Source organism: Methylophilus aquaticus (genome assembly GCF_030769565.1).
In the GTDB taxonomy this organism is placed as follows: domain Bacteria; phylum Pseudomonadota; class Gammaproteobacteria; order Burkholderiales; family Methylophilaceae; genus Methylophilus; species Methylophilus aquaticus.
This window is the reverse complement of record NZ_JAVCAP010000022.1, coordinates 24,179-41,294: the sequence shown is the minus strand read 5'-3', so window position 1 is coordinate 41,294 and position 17,116 is coordinate 24,179. Positions and strand designations below refer to the sequence as shown.

The 17,116-nt window shown below is 51.4% G+C and carries 18 protein-coding genes; 12 read left to right on the top strand and 6 right to left on the bottom strand.

Annotated features, from left to right (window positions below; all coding sequences use genetic code 11):
* The first annotated feature begins 29 nt into the window (after positions 1 to 29).
* Positions 30 to 1,028 carry a CAF17-like 4Fe-4S cluster assembly/insertion protein YgfZ gene (gene ygfZ, locus Q9291_RS11150; RefSeq protein ID WP_306390127.1) on the top strand — a complete coding sequence of 333 codons (999 nt, stop codon included), beginning with the start codon at positions 30 to 32 and terminating at the stop codon, positions 1,026 to 1,028.
* A gap of 66 nt (positions 1,029 to 1,094) precedes the next feature.
* Here ygfZ and ftsB read toward each other — a convergent pair whose 3' ends face one another.
* The 4 genes from ftsB to pyrG are packed head-to-tail and all read right to left on the bottom strand — an operon-like array spanning position 1,095 to position 5,271.
* The gene (gene ftsB / locus Q9291_RS11145; RefSeq protein WP_306390126.1) at positions 1,095 to 1,436 is read right to left on the bottom strand and encodes a cell division protein FtsB; all 342 of its coding nucleotides are present in this window, start codon (positions 1,434 to 1,436) and stop codon (positions 1,095 to 1,097) included.
* A gap of 27 nt (positions 1,437 to 1,463) precedes the next feature.
* Positions 1,464 to 2,750 (bottom strand): phosphopyruvate hydratase, encoded by a 1,287-nt coding sequence (gene eno / locus Q9291_RS11140; RefSeq protein ID WP_306390125.1) that lies wholly within the window; start codon positions 2,748 to 2,750, stop codon positions 1,464 to 1,466.
* A 35-nt stretch (positions 2,751 to 2,785) separates the two neighbouring features.
* Positions 2,786 to 3,625 (bottom strand): 3-deoxy-8-phosphooctulonate synthase, encoded by an 840-nt coding sequence (kdsA, locus tag Q9291_RS11135; RefSeq protein ID WP_306390124.1) that lies wholly within the window; start codon positions 3,623 to 3,625, stop codon positions 2,786 to 2,788.
* Between the two features lie 11 nt (positions 3,626 to 3,636).
* Entirely contained in the window at positions 3,637 to 5,271 is a 1,635-nt protein-coding gene (pyrG, locus tag Q9291_RS11130; RefSeq protein ID WP_306390123.1) for a CTP synthase, read from the bottom strand.
* A gap of 132 nt (positions 5,272 to 5,403) precedes the next feature.
* On the opposite strand from pyrG, the gene Q9291_RS11125 reads away from it, so the two are divergent.
* Positions 5,404 to 6,249 (top strand): NAD(P)H-hydrate dehydratase, encoded by an 846-nt coding sequence (locus Q9291_RS11125; protein WP_306390122.1) that lies wholly within the window; start codon positions 5,404 to 5,406, stop codon positions 6,247 to 6,249.
* Positions 6,250 to 6,271: 22 nt separating this feature from the next.
* Here the strand turns inward: Q9291_RS11125 and smpB are convergent, their stop codons facing one another.
* Complete coding sequence (gene smpB, locus Q9291_RS11120; protein ID WP_306390231.1) at positions 6,272 to 6,760, bottom strand: SsrA-binding protein SmpB; 489 nt, start codon at positions 6,758 to 6,760, stop codon at positions 6,272 to 6,274.
* Positions 6,761 to 6,797: 37 nt separating this feature from the next.
* Between smpB and Q9291_RS11115 the strand changes: the two genes are divergently transcribed.
* Together Q9291_RS11115 and Q9291_RS11110 are read left to right on the top strand one after the other, a co-directional pair.
* Entirely contained in the window at positions 6,798 to 7,232 is a 435-nt protein-coding gene (locus tag Q9291_RS11115; RefSeq protein ID WP_306390121.1) for a type II toxin-antitoxin system RatA family toxin, read from the top strand.
* Between the two features lie 10 nt (positions 7,233 to 7,242).
* Positions 7,243 to 7,548 carry an RnfH family protein gene (locus tag Q9291_RS11110; protein WP_306390120.1) on the top strand — a complete coding sequence of 102 codons (306 nt, stop codon included), beginning with the start codon at positions 7,243 to 7,245 and terminating at the stop codon, positions 7,546 to 7,548.
* Between the two features lie 70 nt (positions 7,549 to 7,618).
* Here the strand turns inward: Q9291_RS11110 and Q9291_RS11105 are convergent, their stop codons facing one another.
* On the bottom strand, positions 7,619 to 8,137 hold the full coding sequence (locus Q9291_RS11105; protein WP_306390119.1) for a DUF4124 domain-containing protein: 519 nt from the start codon (positions 8,135 to 8,137) through the stop codon (positions 7,619 to 7,621).
* Positions 8,138 to 8,310: 173 nt separating this feature from the next.
* Between Q9291_RS11105 and guaB the strand changes: the two genes are divergently transcribed.
* The 8 genes from guaB to Q9291_RS11065 all read left to right on the top strand — a co-directional run bounded on the left by guaB (position 8,311) and on the right by Q9291_RS11065 (position 17,091).
* Entirely contained in the window at positions 8,311 to 9,771 is a 1,461-nt protein-coding gene (gene guaB, locus Q9291_RS11100) for an IMP dehydrogenase (protein WP_306390118.1), read from the top strand.
* A 105-nt stretch (positions 9,772 to 9,876) separates the two neighbouring features.
* The gene (guaA, locus tag Q9291_RS11095) at positions 9,877 to 11,484 is read left to right on the top strand and encodes a glutamine-hydrolyzing GMP synthase (protein ID WP_306390117.1); all 1,608 of its coding nucleotides are present in this window, start codon (positions 9,877 to 9,879) and stop codon (positions 11,482 to 11,484) included.
* 1 nt (position 11,485) lies between these two features.
* A complete protein-coding gene (locus Q9291_RS11090; protein WP_306390116.1) occupies positions 11,486 to 11,983 on the top strand; it encodes a GreA/GreB family elongation factor in 498 nt (165 codons plus the stop codon).
* A gap of 8 nt (positions 11,984 to 11,991) precedes the next feature.
* Positions 11,992 to 12,594, top strand: a complete 603-nt coding sequence (locus Q9291_RS11085; RefSeq protein WP_306390115.1) for a nitroreductase family protein — start codon at positions 11,992 to 11,994, stop codon at positions 12,592 to 12,594.
* 68 nt (positions 12,595 to 12,662) lie between these two features.
* Entirely contained in the window at positions 12,663 to 14,258 is a 1,596-nt protein-coding gene (locus Q9291_RS11080; protein WP_306390114.1) for an ABC-F family ATPase, read from the top strand.
* A gap of 107 nt (positions 14,259 to 14,365) precedes the next feature.
* Complete coding sequence (locus tag Q9291_RS11075) at positions 14,366 to 14,806, top strand: Spy/CpxP family protein refolding chaperone (protein WP_306390113.1); 441 nt, start codon at positions 14,366 to 14,368, stop codon at positions 14,804 to 14,806.
* Between the two features lie 85 nt (positions 14,807 to 14,891).
* A complete protein-coding gene (locus Q9291_RS11070; protein ID WP_306390112.1) occupies positions 14,892 to 15,656 on the top strand; it encodes a response regulator transcription factor in 765 nt (254 codons plus the stop codon).
* Between the two features lie 13 nt (positions 15,657 to 15,669).
* A complete protein-coding gene (locus Q9291_RS11065; RefSeq protein ID WP_306390111.1) occupies positions 15,670 to 17,091 on the top strand; it encodes an ATP-binding protein in 1,422 nt (473 codons plus the stop codon).
* The last annotated feature ends 25 nt before the right edge of the window (positions 17,092 to 17,116 follow it).

The following is a 17,116-nucleotide window of genomic DNA, read 5'->3' as shown; positions in this document are numbered from 1 at the left end:
CTCACATACACTTTCAAGGGATTCTACTTATGTCCAGCGTTGCTTGGCAGCAATTTTTAACCACCCAAGGTGCACGGATAGATGCACAACACTACGCGCATTTTAATCCGTCCACCGCTGAAAATCGCCTGTTTGATTTATCAGCGCTCGGGCTCATTGCAGTCAGAGGTGAAGATGCCCAGACTTTTCTGCAAGGGCAGCTCACTAACGATATTAAACAGACCAATACAGGCGCTCAACTGACGGGTTACTGTACGGCAAAAGGCCGGCTGCTGGCACTGTTTTACGCCTGGCAAACTGAAGACACCGTCACCCTGCAATGCCCGCGCGCCATGGTCCCAGATCTGGTCAAGCGTTTACGCATGTTTGTACTGCGCAGCAAAGTCGTGATTGAAGATGTCAGTGATCAGTTTGTATGTATGGGGCTGGCAGGACCGGCATTGCAGTCATTGACACCCGGCATCCCGGAGACGGTGCATGGTGTATCGCATAATCAGCAAGTCACCCTCATTCGCTTGCCGAAGAGTGGCGGCCTGCCGCGTGCGCAAGCCATCTTGCCTGTGGCGATAGCTGAAACGCACTGGCGTCAATTTGCCAACCTGTACACACCTTCAAGTACCGATGCGTGGGATGCCCTGGAGATTCAGGCGGGCATTCCACAAGTGTATCCGCAGACCAAAGAACAATTTGTGCCACAGATGCTCAATCTGGATGCGCTGGGTGGCATCAACTTCAAAAAAGGCTGTTATACAGGCCAGGAAATTGTCGCCAGAACCCATTATCTGGGTAAAGTAAAACGCCGAACTTTAGTGGCCCAACTTTCTGCATCCAACTCGACACCTCAAGCTGGAGACACCTTGTTAGATGCACAACAACAGGAAGCTGGCCAATTAGTGCGGGTCGCTCCTGATGTAAAGGGTGGCTGGTCAGTGCTGGCTGAGTGCCGTCTCGAATCAAAAGAAGCTGGCGTCGTTACCTGGCAAGGACAAGCGCTCACGTTTGTGGCCCCCCCTTATGCATTAACCTAGCGCCAATTCACCTTAAGCGGATATAAAAAATGGCGCTTTACGCGCCATTTTTTGATTCACACATTGTCATTGCACCGACTTGGCTGGATTCGCAGGCTTGTCTGCGCCTGCCGCCGCCGGAGAACCGGGAGATTTTTTTCGCTCAATCACCTGATAAAACACTTCGTCTTCCTTGATCATTCCCAGCTCACTGCGCGCTCGCTCTTCAATGGCTGATTGCCCTTGCTTGAGATCTCGCACCTCTGCACGCAGAGTTTCATTACGCAGACGGTAATATTCATTGCGCTTTGCATGTGCTTCTATTTGCTGCGAATATTGCCATACCCGCAACCAGCTGCCTTTGCCCAGCCACAATGGATATTGCAGCAGGGCAATCAGTACTATCAGAATCACAGTCAGTTTGCGCACATCCGCTCAATGGTCACGATGCGAGGATTATTTGAACAACTGGTAAAAGGCTGACAGACCAGCATAGCTGGTTGCGTCACCCAGTTCTTCTTCAATCCGCAGCAACTGGTTGTATTTGGCGACGCGTTCTGAACGGCACAATGAACCGGTTTTGATCTGCAGTGCATTAGTCGCCACAGAAATATCGGCAATTGTGGTGTCCTCAGTTTCACCGGACCGGTGTGACACCACCGCCGTGTAATTGGCACGTTTAGCCATTTCAATGGTCTGGAAGGTTTCGGTCAATGTACCAATCTGGTTAACCTTGATCAGCACCGAGTTGGCCACGCCTTTCTGGATGCCTTCGCGCAAGATTTTCGGGTTGGTCACAAACAGGTCGTCACCCACCAGCTGGGTGGTTTTACCCAGGCGCTTGGTCAGGATGTCCCAGCCGTCCCAGTCAAATTCGCTCATGCCGTCTTCAATGGTAATGATGGGATATTTGTCAGCCAGCGTCGCCAGATAGTCAGAGAACTGCTGAGACGTCAGTGCCGCACCTTCAGACTCCAGATGGTATTTGCCATCTTTGTAGAACTCGGTACTGGCGCAGTCCAGACCCAGATAAATATCTTTACCAGGCTCGTAACCGGCCGCATGGATAGACTCCATAATCAGTTGCAGCGCGGATTCGTTGGAAGGCAAATTAGGCGCAAAACCGCCTTCATCACCGACTGTAGTGGCCAACCCTTTGTTGTGCAGAGTTTTCTTCAGTGCATGGAACACTTCCGCACCGGCGCGCAAGGCTTCACGGAAAGTTGGCAAGCCAGCCGGAATAATCATGAACTCCTGAATATCGACCGAGTTGTCGGCGTGGGCCCCCCCGTTAATGATATTCATCATCGGTGTTGGCAATTGCATAAAGGCAGAACCACCCAGATAGCGATACAGTGGCAAACCGCTCTCTTCAGCAGCCGCACGCGCACAGGCCATAGACACGCCCAGAATGGCGTTGGCGCCCAGGCGGTCCTTGTTATCGGTACCATCGAGTTCAATCAGGGTTTTGTCGATAAAACTTTGCTCTTCGGCATCCAGGCCGATAATGGCTTCAGTGATTTCGGTGTTGACGTTTTCGACCGCAGTCAGTACGCCCTTGCCCAGATAACGGCTCTTGTCGCCATCACGCAACTCTACGGCTTCCTTGGTACCAGTCGACGCGCCTGAAGGCACGGCTGCACGGCCAATCACGCCGCTTTCCAGCAACACGTCCACTTCGACTGTCGGGTTGCCGCGTGAGTCCATAATTTCGCGGGCGATAATATCTACAATAGCGCTCATGATTTATCCTTATCTAATTTAAAATAAAATTTAAGTTATAGCGTCTGTTCTGCGAACCCGGCTTTTTTCACCAGTCGGTCCAAATCGACCAAAAGATGCAACAAATCTTCCATTTTGGCTAATGGCCAGGCATTGGGGCCGTCAGACAAGGCTTTGCTCGGGTCAGGATGTGTCTCCATAAATACACCGGCAATACCACTGGCCACCGCAGCACGTGCCAACACAGGCACAAACTCGCGCTGACCACCACTTTTATCCCCCTGCCCGCCTGGTTGTTGCACCGAATGGGTGGCATCAAACACGACCGGGCATTGCGTTTCGCGCATGATGGCCAGACCACGCATATCAGACACCAGCGTGTTGTAACCAAATGAAGCGCCTCGCTCGCAAACCATAATATTGTCGGCACCGCCGTTGGCTTCTTTAGCTTTGCTGACGACTTGTTTCATATCACCTGGCGCCAGAAACTGCCCTTTTTTGATATTGACCGGTTTGCCAGACTGCGCACACGCCACTATAAAATCGGTCTGGCGACTCAGGAAAGCCGGCGTTTGCAACACATCGACCACAGCAGCCACATGCGGCACCTGCTCCTCCGTATGCACATCGGTCAAAATTGGCACACCGATTTGCGCACGCACATCATCCAGTATTTTCAGGCCTTCTTCCATGCCAAAGCCTCGGAAGGTCTTGGTCGAACTACGGTTGGCTTTGTCATAAGACGATTTGTAAATAAATGGCACACCGACTCGGGCAGCGATTTCCTTGAGCTGACCGGCAGTGTCGATCGCCATTTGCTTGGACTCAATGACGCAAGGCCCCGCAATCAAAAACAGAGGATGCTCTAAACCTACGTCAAAACCACATAATTTCATGCATGAATCCTTTAATTTTTGCTGGCTTTTTGCGCCAGTGCTGCCTGCACATAAGCTGTAAATAATGGGTGACCACTGCGCGGATTGGATGTGAATTCCGGGTGAAACTGACAAGCGACAAACCATGGGTGGTCCGCTTTTGGCAACTCAATCATTTCACACAACTCTTCGCGTGGTGTGCGCGCAGAAACCACCAGACCGGCAGCTTTCAGCTGATCAACATAATGATTGTTCACTTCATAGCGGTGGCGATGACGCTCATTGACTTCACTGCCATAGATGCTGGCAGCCAGCGTGCCAGGCACAATCGGACAGCTCTGCGCGCCCAGGCGCATGGTGCCGCCCAGATCAGAGTTTTCGTCACGTTTCTCAATTTTTCCTGAGGCATCTTGCCACTCATCGATCAAACCAATCAGTTTATGCTCGGCTTTTGGATTGAATTCGGTACTGTTGGCATCGCTAAGGCCCGCCACGTTACGCGCAAACTCAATCACAGCCAGTTGCATGCCCAGGCAAATACCCAAGTATGGCACTTTATGTTCACGTGCATAGCGAATAGCCGCAATCTTGCCCTCGGTTCCACGCACGCCAAATCCGCCCGGAATCAAAATAGCGTCCATGCCGCCAAGGGCGTCGGTGCCTTGTTTCTCGATATCCTCACTGTCAATGTAGTGAATTTTAACTTTAGACTCGGTATGAATGCCGGCATGAATCAAGGCTTCAGTCAGCGATTTGTAGGATTCTGTCAGATCGACATACTTGCCAACAAAGGCAATATCGACGATCTCTTTGGGGTTAGCCTGTGCATGGGTAATTTTTTGCCAGGCAGACAAATCCGCTGCTTTGGCCAGGATATTCAGTTTATGACAGACGATTTCGTCCATCATTTGTGCATGCAGCATGCCTGGAATTTTATAAATGGAATCGCTATCCAGGGCACTGATCACCGCTTCAAACGCCACGTTGGTAAACAGCGCGATTTTGCGTTTTTCATCTTCGGGGATTTCACGCTCGGCACGACACAACAGAATGTCAGGCTGAATACCAATTTCACGCAACTCTTTCACCGAGTGCTGTGTCGGTTTTGTTTTTAACTCACCGGCTGTCGGAATCCAGGGCAATAAAGTTAAATGCACGTAGCAGGCATTATGTTTACCTTCTTCAAAACCCATCTGGCGAATCGCTTCCAGAAACGGCAGTGATTCAATATCGCCCACTGTCCCGCCGACTTCCACAATTGCCACATCGGCACCCTCGGCACCGCGCTTGATATGCGCCTTGATTTCATCGGTAATATGCGGAATCACCTGCACGGTTTTGCCCAGGTATTCGCCGCGACGCTCTTTTTTGATCACGGTTTCATAAATCTGGCCGGTAGTAAAATTATTACGCTTGGACATTTTGCTGCTGATAAAGCGCTCGTAATGGCCAAGGTCGAGATCAGTTTCTGCGCCGTCATCGGTCACAAACACTTCGCCGTGCTGAAATGGCGACATGGTGCCGGGGTCAACGTTGATATAGGGGTCCAGCTTGAGCATGGTCACTTTAATGCCACGCGATTCGAGAATGGCGCCGAGGCTGGCAGCCGCGATACCTTTTCCAAGAGAAGAAACTACACCGCCGGTTACGAATACATATTTGGTCATGGATAAGGTACTTTGAGATTGTTACAGACGGGAGAACATTTTACCGTAAAGGCCCCTTGCCTACAATCTAAGCCAAAGATAAAATCTTGCATTTCACTCGCCAAGCCTTCCTGGCAAGCATACAATCAACGCATGACTGAGCCACAAATTAACCATCCTGCACTGTGGCAATCGCTGTTGCCGCAACCCAATGCAGTCAGCCACAAATACACACGGGGCTACGTGCTGATCCAGGGCGGCTACCCGGTCACTGGCGCCGCCAGGCTAGCTGCCATGGCCGCGGCGCGCAGTGGTGCGGGCATTACTGCGATTGCCGTGCCAGCAATCGCGTTCCCCATTTATGCCAGCCAGTTACTCAGCATTGTGGTCAAACCCTATAGTGATGACAGTAGTTTACAGGCGCTCATTAATGACAATCGGGTCGGCGCACTCCTGATCGGCCCAGGCGCGAGTGTCAGCGACAGCACACGCCTGACCGCATTCAGCATGCTAAAAACGACCAAACCAGTGGTGATTGACGCTGATGCGCTGACTGTATTTGCCGGCAAACCGGAGCGGCTGCGTAAAAGCATACTGGCACCCTGCGTACTCACCCCGCATGACGGCGAATTTAAAACACTATTTAATCTGCAGCCTGCTAACGTGCTGGAACAGCGCATTAAGCAAGCTCAGCTCGCCGCTGCCAGCGTGGGATGCATTGTATTGCTCAAGGGATCACAAACCATTATTGCCGACCCGGATGGTCGTGTGATCCTCAATCAACCTGCGCCACCCACACTCGCCACGGCGGGAGCAGGCGATGTACTGGCAGGCATCATCACCAGCCTGCTTGCACAGGAAATGCCAGCCCTTGAAGCTGCGGCAGCAGCCACCTGGATACATGCCGAAGCTGCGCGCTTATGTGGTGTGGGGATGATTGCAGATGACTTGCCAGAACTGATACCTACCATCTTGCAAGGCTTGATGCCATCAGAGTAAGGCACTTGATGGGAGAAACCGTTTAGCGCTGCTTAACCTTGTTTTTCATCAAAGCATTTTGCTCACGCTTCCAGTCACGCTCTTTTTCGGCATCACGCTTGTCGTGTTGCTTTTTACCTTTGGCCAGACCAATCTGAATTTTGATCCGTCCACGGGTGAAGTGCATATCCAAAGGCACTATCGTATAACCTGAACGTTCTACTTTACCAATCAGCTTGGCAATTTCTTCATTGTGCAACAACAGCTTACGTGAACGAATCGCATCAGGACGCACATGCGTGGAGGCTGCACCCAGCGGCGTGACGTGACAACCAATCAAATATACTTCGCCACGCATGATGACCACGTACGCCTCCTTGAGGTTGATGCGGTTATCACGGATAGCTTTGACTTCCCAGCCTTCTAGCACAATACCGGCTTCGTATTTTTCTTCGATAAAGTAGTCAAAAAATGCTTTTTTGTTTTGCGCGATGGTCATAACGCTGGCATGCTTGCTTAAATCACTTAAAATAGCATTTTAACTCAAATCCCCATTTCACACCTTTTACATGGCACACGTTGAAAAAACAGTCCTGGTAATGCACTCATGCGAGGCCATGTTTGGCCTGGTGGACGCCGTAGAAGACTATGCGGCATTTTTGCCGTGGTGTGGAGGCAGCGAAATCCACGAACGCTCGGAGATAGCCACGCAAGCGACCATTCATATTCGCTATCATGGCATACAGCAACACTTCACCACCCGCAATCACAAGCAGTTTCCGCATCACATGGATATCAGCCTGGTCGATGGCCCTTTCAAGCAGTTAACGGGTCACTGGCACTTTATCCCGTTGCGGGCCGATGCCTGTAAAATTGAATTCCGGCTGGAGTATGTGTTTGCCAACAGCCTGATTGAACGCATCATCGCGCCAGTCTTCAGCCATATTGCCAATACGTTTGTAGACAGTTTTGTCAAACAGGCCGACAAAATATACCCAAAATAAAGAGAATGTAATGCCAGAAAAACACCCGGACAACATCATGGTAGAAGTCGCCTACGCACTCCCTCAGCAGCAACTCATTCTGCCACTCTATGTGAAAACAGGCACCACGGCACTGGAAGCGATACGACAATCCGGCATTGTGCAGAAATTCCCGGAAATCAATCTGGATCATATCGAGATTGGCGTATTTGGCAAAGTCGTCAAGTCGGATACGCCATTACGACCGCTGGACAGAGTGGAAATTTACCGCCCCCTGATTGCAGATGCCAAGGAAGTCCGTCGTCAACGGGCTGCCGAAGGCAAGGATTTGAAATAGGCGCTGAAAACTTGTCTTGCCATAACAAGGCCTGCAAGCAATAAAGCGCTGCCCGCCATACATCTTTTCTTTACTCGGGCGGGCAGTTTTCTTCTATTTGCTGCTGTGCGCGCACCAGCCCTTCCTGAATCTGCTGATCGCTCATAAATTCTTTTTCGCCGTTCTCATTCACATTTTGCATGCGCCCGCCAATCGCGTAATTACGATAGTTGGTGCGGGCCGAAGCGCAATTTTGGGCCTTAGTTTTCTCCTGCATGGCTTTAAGTGCCTCTACTGCCTCAGACTGCTCATTTGCAGCAGCATTTGTAGCATCACGTACCGGCTTGGTATCAGAGGGCTTTTTTTGCGCTTCAGATGTGCTATCACCCGGCCTGTAAGTGTCAGCACGTGTTAATGGCCAATCGGTGGGAACAACGACAGGTTTGGTTTTCTGCGCAGGCAACAGTTCTGCAGGCGGCGGGGTATCCGAGTAGTTCATGACACCATGCGCATCTCGCCATTTGTATATTTCGGCGCCCGCAGCACATGACCATGCACAGACCCCCAGCATCAAAATATATTTACAAATCCCTGACTGCATTGCATCCATTTCATTCCGCCATTTAAGCCTGCAAAAACATGCGCACAGCTTGCCGCATCCGATCAAAAAAACGCATGCACAAACCATGCCAAACAGCCATACCAGGAGGCCAAAAAATGCAAAACGCTTTGTAAAGACTACACGAAATCGGTATAATTATATTTTGGAGATAAGGAATTCACATGCGTTTGCTGCAACAAGCCCTGACCTTTGATGACGTTTTACTCGTTCCCGCGCATTCCAATGTCATGCCCAGAGAAGTTGACCTCAGTACCAGACTGACCAAAACAATCACTCTGAACATTCCTCTTTTGTCAGCTGCCATGGACACAGTGACAGAAGCGCGCATGGCCATTGCACTGGCGCAACTGGGCGGCATGGGCATTATCCATAAAAACATGTCTATCGAAATGCAGGCCTCGCGTGTTTCTCGCGTCAAACGCTTCGAGTCCGGTGTCGTCATCGACCCCGTCACTATCCACCCGGCCATGACAGTCCGTGAAGTCATTGACCTCACCAAACAACATAAAATTTCCGGCTTGCCAGTACTGCAAGACGGCAAAGTCGTCGGCATCGTCACCAACCGTGATTTACGCTTTGAAACCAACCTGGATCAGGCGGTCAGTAACGTCATGACCCCGCAAGATCGCCTGGTGACAGTGCGCGAAGGTGCGCGCCGTGAAGAAATCATGGGTCTGCTGCACAAATTCCGGCTGGAGCGCCTGTTAGTCGTGGGTGAAAACTACGAGCTGAAAGGCCTGATTACCGTTAAAGATATTCAAAAATCTTCTGACCATCCTCTGGCCTGTAAAGATGAAAAAGGCCGCCTGCGCGTAGGCGCTGCGGTTGGCGTGGGCGATGGCACTGAAGAGCGTATTGATGCACTGGTGGAAGCCGGTGTCGATGCCATCGTAGTTGACACGGCCCACGGCCACTCTCAAGGCGTGCTAGACCGCGTCAAATGGGCCAAAACCCGCTACCCTAAACTACAAGTCATTGGTGGCAACATTGCCACCGCCGAAGCTGCACTTGCACTGGTCGATCACGGCGCAGATTGCGTTAAAGTAGGCATCGGCCCTGGCTCTATTTGCACCACGCGCATTGTAGCGGGTGTGGGTGTGCCACAAATCACAGCCATCAGCAATGTTGCCAAAGCACTCGAAAAATCCGGTGTGCCGTTTATTGCGGATGGTGGCATACGCTTCTCTGGCGATATTTCCAAAGCCATTGCTGCAGGCGCTTATAACGTCATGCTGGGTGGCATGTTTGCCGGTACCGAAGAAGCACCAGGCGAGGTCGAACTGTATCAGGGACGCTCTTACAAATCTTACCGTGGCATGGGCTCTATTGGTGCCATGCAAAAAGGCTCGTCTGACCGTTACTTCCAGGACAACACCTCGAATGCTGACAAGCTGGTGCCGGAAGGGATTGAAGGTCGTGTGCCCTACAAAGGCAGCGTTGTTGCCGTAGTGCATCAGTTAATGGGTGGCCTGCGTGCATCAATGGGTTATGTGGGTTGTTCGTCGATTGAGCAAATGCGTAATAAGGCCGAGTTTGTACAAATTACCAGTGCCGGGATGCGCGAGTCGCATGTGCATGATGTGCAAATCACCAAAGAAGCACCGAATTACCGTATTGATTAACGCGACTTTTTCATTATTAATTAAAAGCCACAGAGGACACAGCGGTCACAGAGAAAGTACTTCTCTCAGACGCTGTGTCCTCTGTGCTCTCTGTGGTTAGAAAACATGTCTCATTCCAAAATTCTGATTCTCGACTTCGGCTCCCAAGTCACCCAGCTTATCGCCCGCCGTGTGCGCGAAGCGCACGTTTACTGCGAAATCCACCCTTGTGATGTCTCTGATGACTTTGTTAAACAATTTGCTGCTGATGGCATTATTCTGTCTGGCAGCCATGCCAGCGTGTATGAAGAAGAAACCGACAAAGCTCCGCAATCGGTGTTTGAGCTGGGTGTGCCGGTACTGGGCATCTGTTACGGCATGCAAACCATGGCGCAACAGTTGGGCGGCAAGGTAGAAGCCGGTAGCAAGCGCGAATTTGGGTATGCGCAAGTACGCGCACGCGGCCACTCTGCCCTGTTCCGTGATATTCAGGATGCTACCAATGCCGAAGGACACGGCCTGATAGATGTCTGGATGAGCCATGGCGACAAAGTCACCGAATTACCCACCGGATTTAACGTCATCGCCAGCAACGACACCACACCGATTGCTGCGATGGCGGATGAAAGCCGCAAATTTTATGCCGTGCAGTTTCACCCGGAAGTGACCCACACCAGACAGGGCCAGGCCATGCTGGAACGTTTTGTACTCGACATCTGCGCAGCCAAGCCTGACTGGATTATGGGCGATTATATTACTGAGGCGGTGGCCAAAATCAAAGCCCAGGTGGGTGATGAAGAAGTGATTTTAGGCTTGTCGGGCGGCGTGGATTCCTCTGTCGCCGCAGCGCTCATCCACCGTGCGATTGGTGACCAGTTGACCTGTGTATTTGTTGACCACGGTTTACTACGCCTGAATGAAGGCGACATGGTGATGGAGATGTTTGCCGGTCGCTTGCACGCCAAGGTTATTCGTGTCGATGCGACTGAGCAATTTATGAGCAAACTGGCGGGTGTCAGCGATCCGGAAGCCAAGCGCAAAATCATTGGTGCCGAGTTTGTAGAAGTGTTTAAAGCCGAAGCCGCCAAACTCAAGGCCAGCGGTACGGGCCACAAAGGCGCGACCTTTCTTGCACAAGGCACCATCTATCCGGATGTGATTGAATCCGGCGGTGCCAAATCGAAAAAAGCGGTGACCATCAAGAGCCATCACAATGTCGGTGGCTTGCCAGAGCAACTGGGGCTGAAGCTGCTGGAGCCGCTACGCGACCTGTTTAAAGACGAAGTGCGTGAACTGGGCGTGGCATTGGGCTTGCCACGCGACATGGTCTACCGTCACCCTTTCCCCGGCCCGGGCCTGGGAGTACGTATCCTCGGCGAAGTCAAACGTGAGTATGCCTTGCTTCTGCAACGTGCCGATGCCATTTTTATTGAAGAATTACGCAATACTGTCGATGTCGAAACCGGCAAAACCTGGTATGACCTCACCAGTCAGGCCTTTACCGTGTTCTTGCCGGTCAAATCCGTTGGCGTAATGGGCGATGGCCGCACCTATGATTATGTCGTGGCCTTGCGCGCGGTGGTGACCAGTGACTTTATGACCGCACATTGGGCAGAGTTACCTTACAGCCTGCTGGGCAAAGTATCGAACCGCATCATCAATGAGGTCAGGGGCATTAACCGGGTGGTGTACGATATTTCAGGAAAACCACCGGCAACCATTGAGTGGGAATAACTTGAGCCGAGGTTTTGTCAAAGAAGATGATCTGGAACATGCGGGCACGGACCTGCCGGAACGCCCGGTCAGCAGCCACGCCAACTATGTGACACCGCATGGCTTGCAGCACCTCCAGGAGATGGTGAAATCGCTGGAAAATGAACGTGTACAGCATGCCGCCAGCAAGGAAGACCCGAATGCGCAGCAGAAACTGGCCGAGATTGATCGCGATTTGCGCTATTTTTTTTCCAGTCTCGAGTCAGCGCAACTGGTGGACCCGGCGCAACAGCCACGCAGCAGTATCCTGTTTGGAGCCAAAGTCACGGTGGAAGACGAAAACGGCACGCAATCTGTATTTCAGATTGTGGGTGAAGATGAAGCAAACATTGCACAGCATAAAGTCAGTTACGTTTCCCCCTTGGCCAAAGCCTTGCTGGGGCGCAAAGTGGGCGACAGTACAGTGTGGCAACGTCCTGCTGGCCCCCTGCAACTGAACATTTTAAACATAGCGTATTGAAAGTATTCATGAACGTATCACAAGCCATTATCGAACGCCGATCTGTGAAGGCCTATGACCCTCAGCATCGCATGACAGAAACAGAAATTCAGCAACTGCTGTCATTGGCCATGCTGTCACCGACGGCCTTTAATATCCAGCACTGGCGTTTTGTGGTAGTCACTGACCCCGTACTGCGCCATCAAATCCGTGCCGTCAGCTGGAATCAGGCACAAGTCACGGATGCATCGCTGCTGATTATATTGACCGCCGACCTGAAAGCCTGGGAGAAAAAGCCCGAACGCTATTGGGCGAATGCACCGCAGCAGGTCAGTGATTATCTGGTCAATGCCATTCATGGCTACTACACAGATCACACACAGGCACAGCGCGATGAAGGCATGCGTTCCGGCGGCATGGCGGCCATGACGCTGATGCTGGCCGCCAAGGAAATGGGCTACGACACCTGCCCGATGGATGGCTTTGATTTTGATGCCGTTGCCAAACTCATTAACCTGCCTGCAGACCATGTTCCGGTCATGTTTGTGGTGGTTGGCAAGGCACTCGAACCGGCCAAGGCGCGCGGTGGCCAACTGGCCATGGATGAAGTCGTCATTTACAACACATTTTAATTGGTAATCATCGTCGTCGGCGCACCCTGACGACTGATCATTGCAGCAACACTCAACAAGGGTTTTTCATGTTAATTGCAAACAACATCACCATGCAGTTCGGCTCCAAGCCACTGTTTGAAAATGTCTCCGTTAAGTTTGGTGACGGTAACCGTTATGGCCTGATTGGCGCCAATGGCTGCGGCAAATCCACCTTTATGAAAATTCTGGCAGGTGTGCTCGAGCCCTCTTCAGGCAATATCAGTCTGGACTCCAATGAGCGCATGGCTTTTTTGAAACAGGACCAGTTTGCCTACGAAGACCAGCGCGTACTGGATGTGGTGATGATGGGCCATGAGCAGATGTGGAAAGCCATGCAGGAGCGTGATGCCATTTACGCAAATCTCGAAGCCACCGAAGAAGATTACATGCGTGCTGCCGAGCTCGAAGGCGAGTTTGCTGAATACGACGGCTACACTGCAGAAGCGCGTGCTGGTGAGTTGCTGTTGGGCGTAGGCATTCCGATTGAACAGCATAACGGCCCGATGAGTGCCGTGGCACCAGGCTGGAAATTACGGGTACTGCTGGTACAAGCGCTGTTTGCCAACCCTGACGTATTACTGCTCGATGAACCAACCAACAACCTGGACATCAACACCATCCGCTGGCTGGAAGACGTGGTCAACAATCGTGACTGCACCATGGTCATCATTTCGCATGACCGCCACTTTTTAAACCAGGTGTGTACCCATACCTGCGACATGGATTACGGCAAGATCACCTCTTACCCTGGCAACTATGACGATTACATGGAAGCCAGCATCGCTGCTCGCAACCAGCAGGCCAAGGACAACGCCAAGGCCAAGCAGCAGATTGCTGACTTGCAGGACTTTGTACGACGTTTCTCGGCCAATGCCTCCAAAGCCAAACAAGCCACCAGTCGTGCCAAACAGATTGATAAAATCAAGGTGGAGGAATTTAAACCTTCCAGCCGTCAATATCCGTTTATCCGCTTTGAATTCGACGATAGAGAAAAACTGCATCGCAATGCGGTTGAGCTCAAAAAACTCAGCCACGGTTTTGACAAGCCCTTGTTTAACAATCTGGAAATGATGTTTGAAGCCGGTGAAAAAGTGGCCATTATTGGTGAAAACGGCATCGGCAAAACCACATTCCTGCGCTGCCTGGCTGGCGACTTGCAGCCCAAACACGGAGAAGTCAAATGGGCTGAGAAAGCCAAACTGGGTTACTTTGCACAAGATCATGAATATGAGTTTGAAAAAGGTGAAGACCTGTTTGAATGGATGACGGCCCAGCGCCAGCAAGGCGATGATGACAACACTGTGCGCAGCATGCTGGGGCGTTTGCTGTTTCCGACCGAAGCCACCAAAAAATCTGTCAAGGTGCTCTCAGGCGGTGAAAAAGGCCGCATGCTCTATGGCAAACTGATGCTGGCCAAAACCAATGTGTTACTGATGGATGAGCCCACCAACCACATGGATATGGAATCCATCGAGGCGCTGAACACCGCACTGGACAAATACAAAGGCACGCTGTTTTTTGTCAGCCATGACCGCGAATTTGTGAGTTCGATTGCCACACGCATCATCGAAATCAAGGCCGACGGCATTGTCGATTTTACCGGCAATTATGAGGATTACCTCACCAGCCAAGGCATTGCCTAAACGATACATTCCGATACACAGTGATTGCTTTAAGAAAAACACCCGATACATTCGGGTGTTTTAATGACACCATTGCATATTCGCAATGATGATTAAAAGGAAGCAAGATGAAACTGAAAAAACTGGCAATCGCAGGTGTACTCATTCTGGTATCCGGGATCGCATATGCAGCACATGAACATGACTGCGGTGGAAAAGGAAAGTTTGATAAAGCGCAATGGCAGGAACACCGTGCCGAGCACTTTGAAAAGCATCAGGCTGAATTGCATGGCAAGCTGGCACTGACCGCTGAACAAGAAAATGCCTGGAAAATCTTCCAGGGGCAAATCAAACCACCAGAAAAAGCCGGGCATCCTGATGCCGAAGCGTTAAGCAAGCTGAACACCTTGCAACGTCTGGACAGCATGGAAGCCTGGGATAAAGAGCGCGACAGCCAAATGGCTGAACGCGCCAAAGCGATCAGAGCCTTTTATGCACAACTGTCCGATACCCAGAAAAAGGTATTCGACGACAATGCCTTTCCGCACCCGCACAAACGGCCTAAATAAACGCACAACAGCTTAATATCAAACACCGGCCCACGTGGCCGGTTTTGTGTTCAAATAACGGTTTATCACTTACACTCTGGCAACAATGACGGAAATCCAATCCAGCATCCATGTACTTGTCGTTGATGACGATGACGCCATCCGTGATTTATTGTGCGACTTTTTGCAAGATAATCAGTTGACCACGGATCAGGCAGCACACCATGCACAACTGTGGCAGGCCTTGCAGCAACGCGTCCCCGATGTAGTGATTCTCGACATCAATATGCCGCAACGCAATGGCATAGAGCTATGTCGTGAATTGCGCGAGTCGCCAAAATACCATCACCTGCCTATTATTATGCTGACCGCGCGCACCAGCTCGCTGGATACGATTATGGGCCTGGAAACCGGTGCCGATGACTATGTGGCAAAACCATTTGAACCACTGGAATTACTTTCTCGAATTCGCAGTCTGGTCAGACGCAGCCGCATGCTGCCGGATACCAGCGGCAAGCTGGCCGCCAGTCAGCATGACAACGGCGTGTTGCACTACATAGCCTTTAATGAATGGACGCTGGATATCCAGAACCGCACCCTGATTGACAAGCAAAATACGGCCATTCCGCTCTCAAACGCCGAATTCAAATTTTTACGGTTTATGCTACTCAACGCCAACCGCATCCTCAGCCGTGACCAGCTCATGGAAGAAATGCATGGCCGCGAGGCTGGCCCATTTGATCGCTCGATTGACTTGCAGATCAGCCGCCTGCGTCAGAAAATTGAGATGGACAGCAAAACACCTTCAATTATTAAAACCTTGCGTAACGAAGGCTATCTGCTGACAGCAGATGTGCGTTACCTCAAATAACGAGTAGACAACCATGCGCAAATATCTGAGCACAATGTCAGTACGCCTCTTTCTCATTGTCATTATGGGCGTCCTGCTGACAGCTGCAATAGTCAATCTGCTAGGTCAGCGTGACTTTCGTGCCAATGAGTCGAGAATGCGCGAGCAGTTTGCCTTTGAACGTGTAGAAAATATTATCCGCATACTTGAAGCCACGCTTCCGGAAAAGCGGACCGAAATCCAGGATGTATTTGCCCGCATGGGTAGCCGTGTCACGCTCAATGCCAGCCCGCCTGAGCAACCGGCCGCACTGCCTGCCGAGCTAGCAAGCCTGCAAGGGTTGATGGTGCCCGAAATCGCAGATCAACTGGCTTTCTCCAGCGAATGCGGGCCGCGCAGAGGTATGCGCCCACCGCCCCGCCCTAGCGATCACGGACTGTTCTCTGCACCGCCACCGCCCGGAATGGGCGAACCGCCGGAATTCGAGCCGCATAGAATGCATGGCCAGTGCCTGGGCATATACACACATCTTGATGACGGCACGCAAGTACTGATTCATCTGCACTATGGACGCAGACCCATGCCACCACAAAACGAACATCAGCCATTCTTGCCGGTGTTAGTGCTGCTCAGTCTGGTGGTCATTACCTGGATCGTGGCTTCAGTGGCAACCAAACCTTTGCGCAAACTGGCGAATGCCGCCTTACGACTGGCACGCAATATTGAACACCCGCCCCTGCCAGAAAACGAAGGCCCGGTGGAGGTGAGAAATGCAGCAAAAGCCTTTAATGAAATGCAACGCAGCATCGTCAAGCATGTGCAGGAACGCGCATTTATCCTGGGCGCCATTGCCCATGACTTGCAAACCCCCTTAACCCGACTGCGGTTGCGCCTGGAAAAGGTCAAGGAACCAGCACTCAAACAAAGCCTTATCAATGACCTGACAGCCACTCAGGAAATGGTCAAGGAAGGGCTCGATTTTGCCCGCCTGTGCAGTGAAAACATTCACAAAAGCAATATTGATCTGTCAGCATTGGCCAATGCGATTTGCGATGACTTTGATGAAGAAGGTCATCATGTGAGCCGCAGTCTACCTGCAAAAGCCATCGTCATGCAGGGCTCACCGCATCTGTTGCGAAGATGCCTGACCAACCTGCTATCAAATGCAATCACCTATGCACAACACCCTTCACTAGCGATTGAACATCACGGCGCGCACGTGCATTGCATCATTAGCGATGATGGCCCGGGGATTCCTGATACTGAGCTGGAAAGTATGCTAGAACCTTTCCGCCGCATTGAAGACTCTCGCTCAAGACACACTGGCGGCAGCGGCCTGGGATTAGCCATTGCGCGCATGATCGTTGAAAAACATGGCGGACAGCTGCGCTTAAGTAACAAGCCATCCCCTGCACATGGACTGGTGATCACGATAGAGATGCCAATTATCCTTTAGTGCCGTGATTTATTTAACGCGTTCT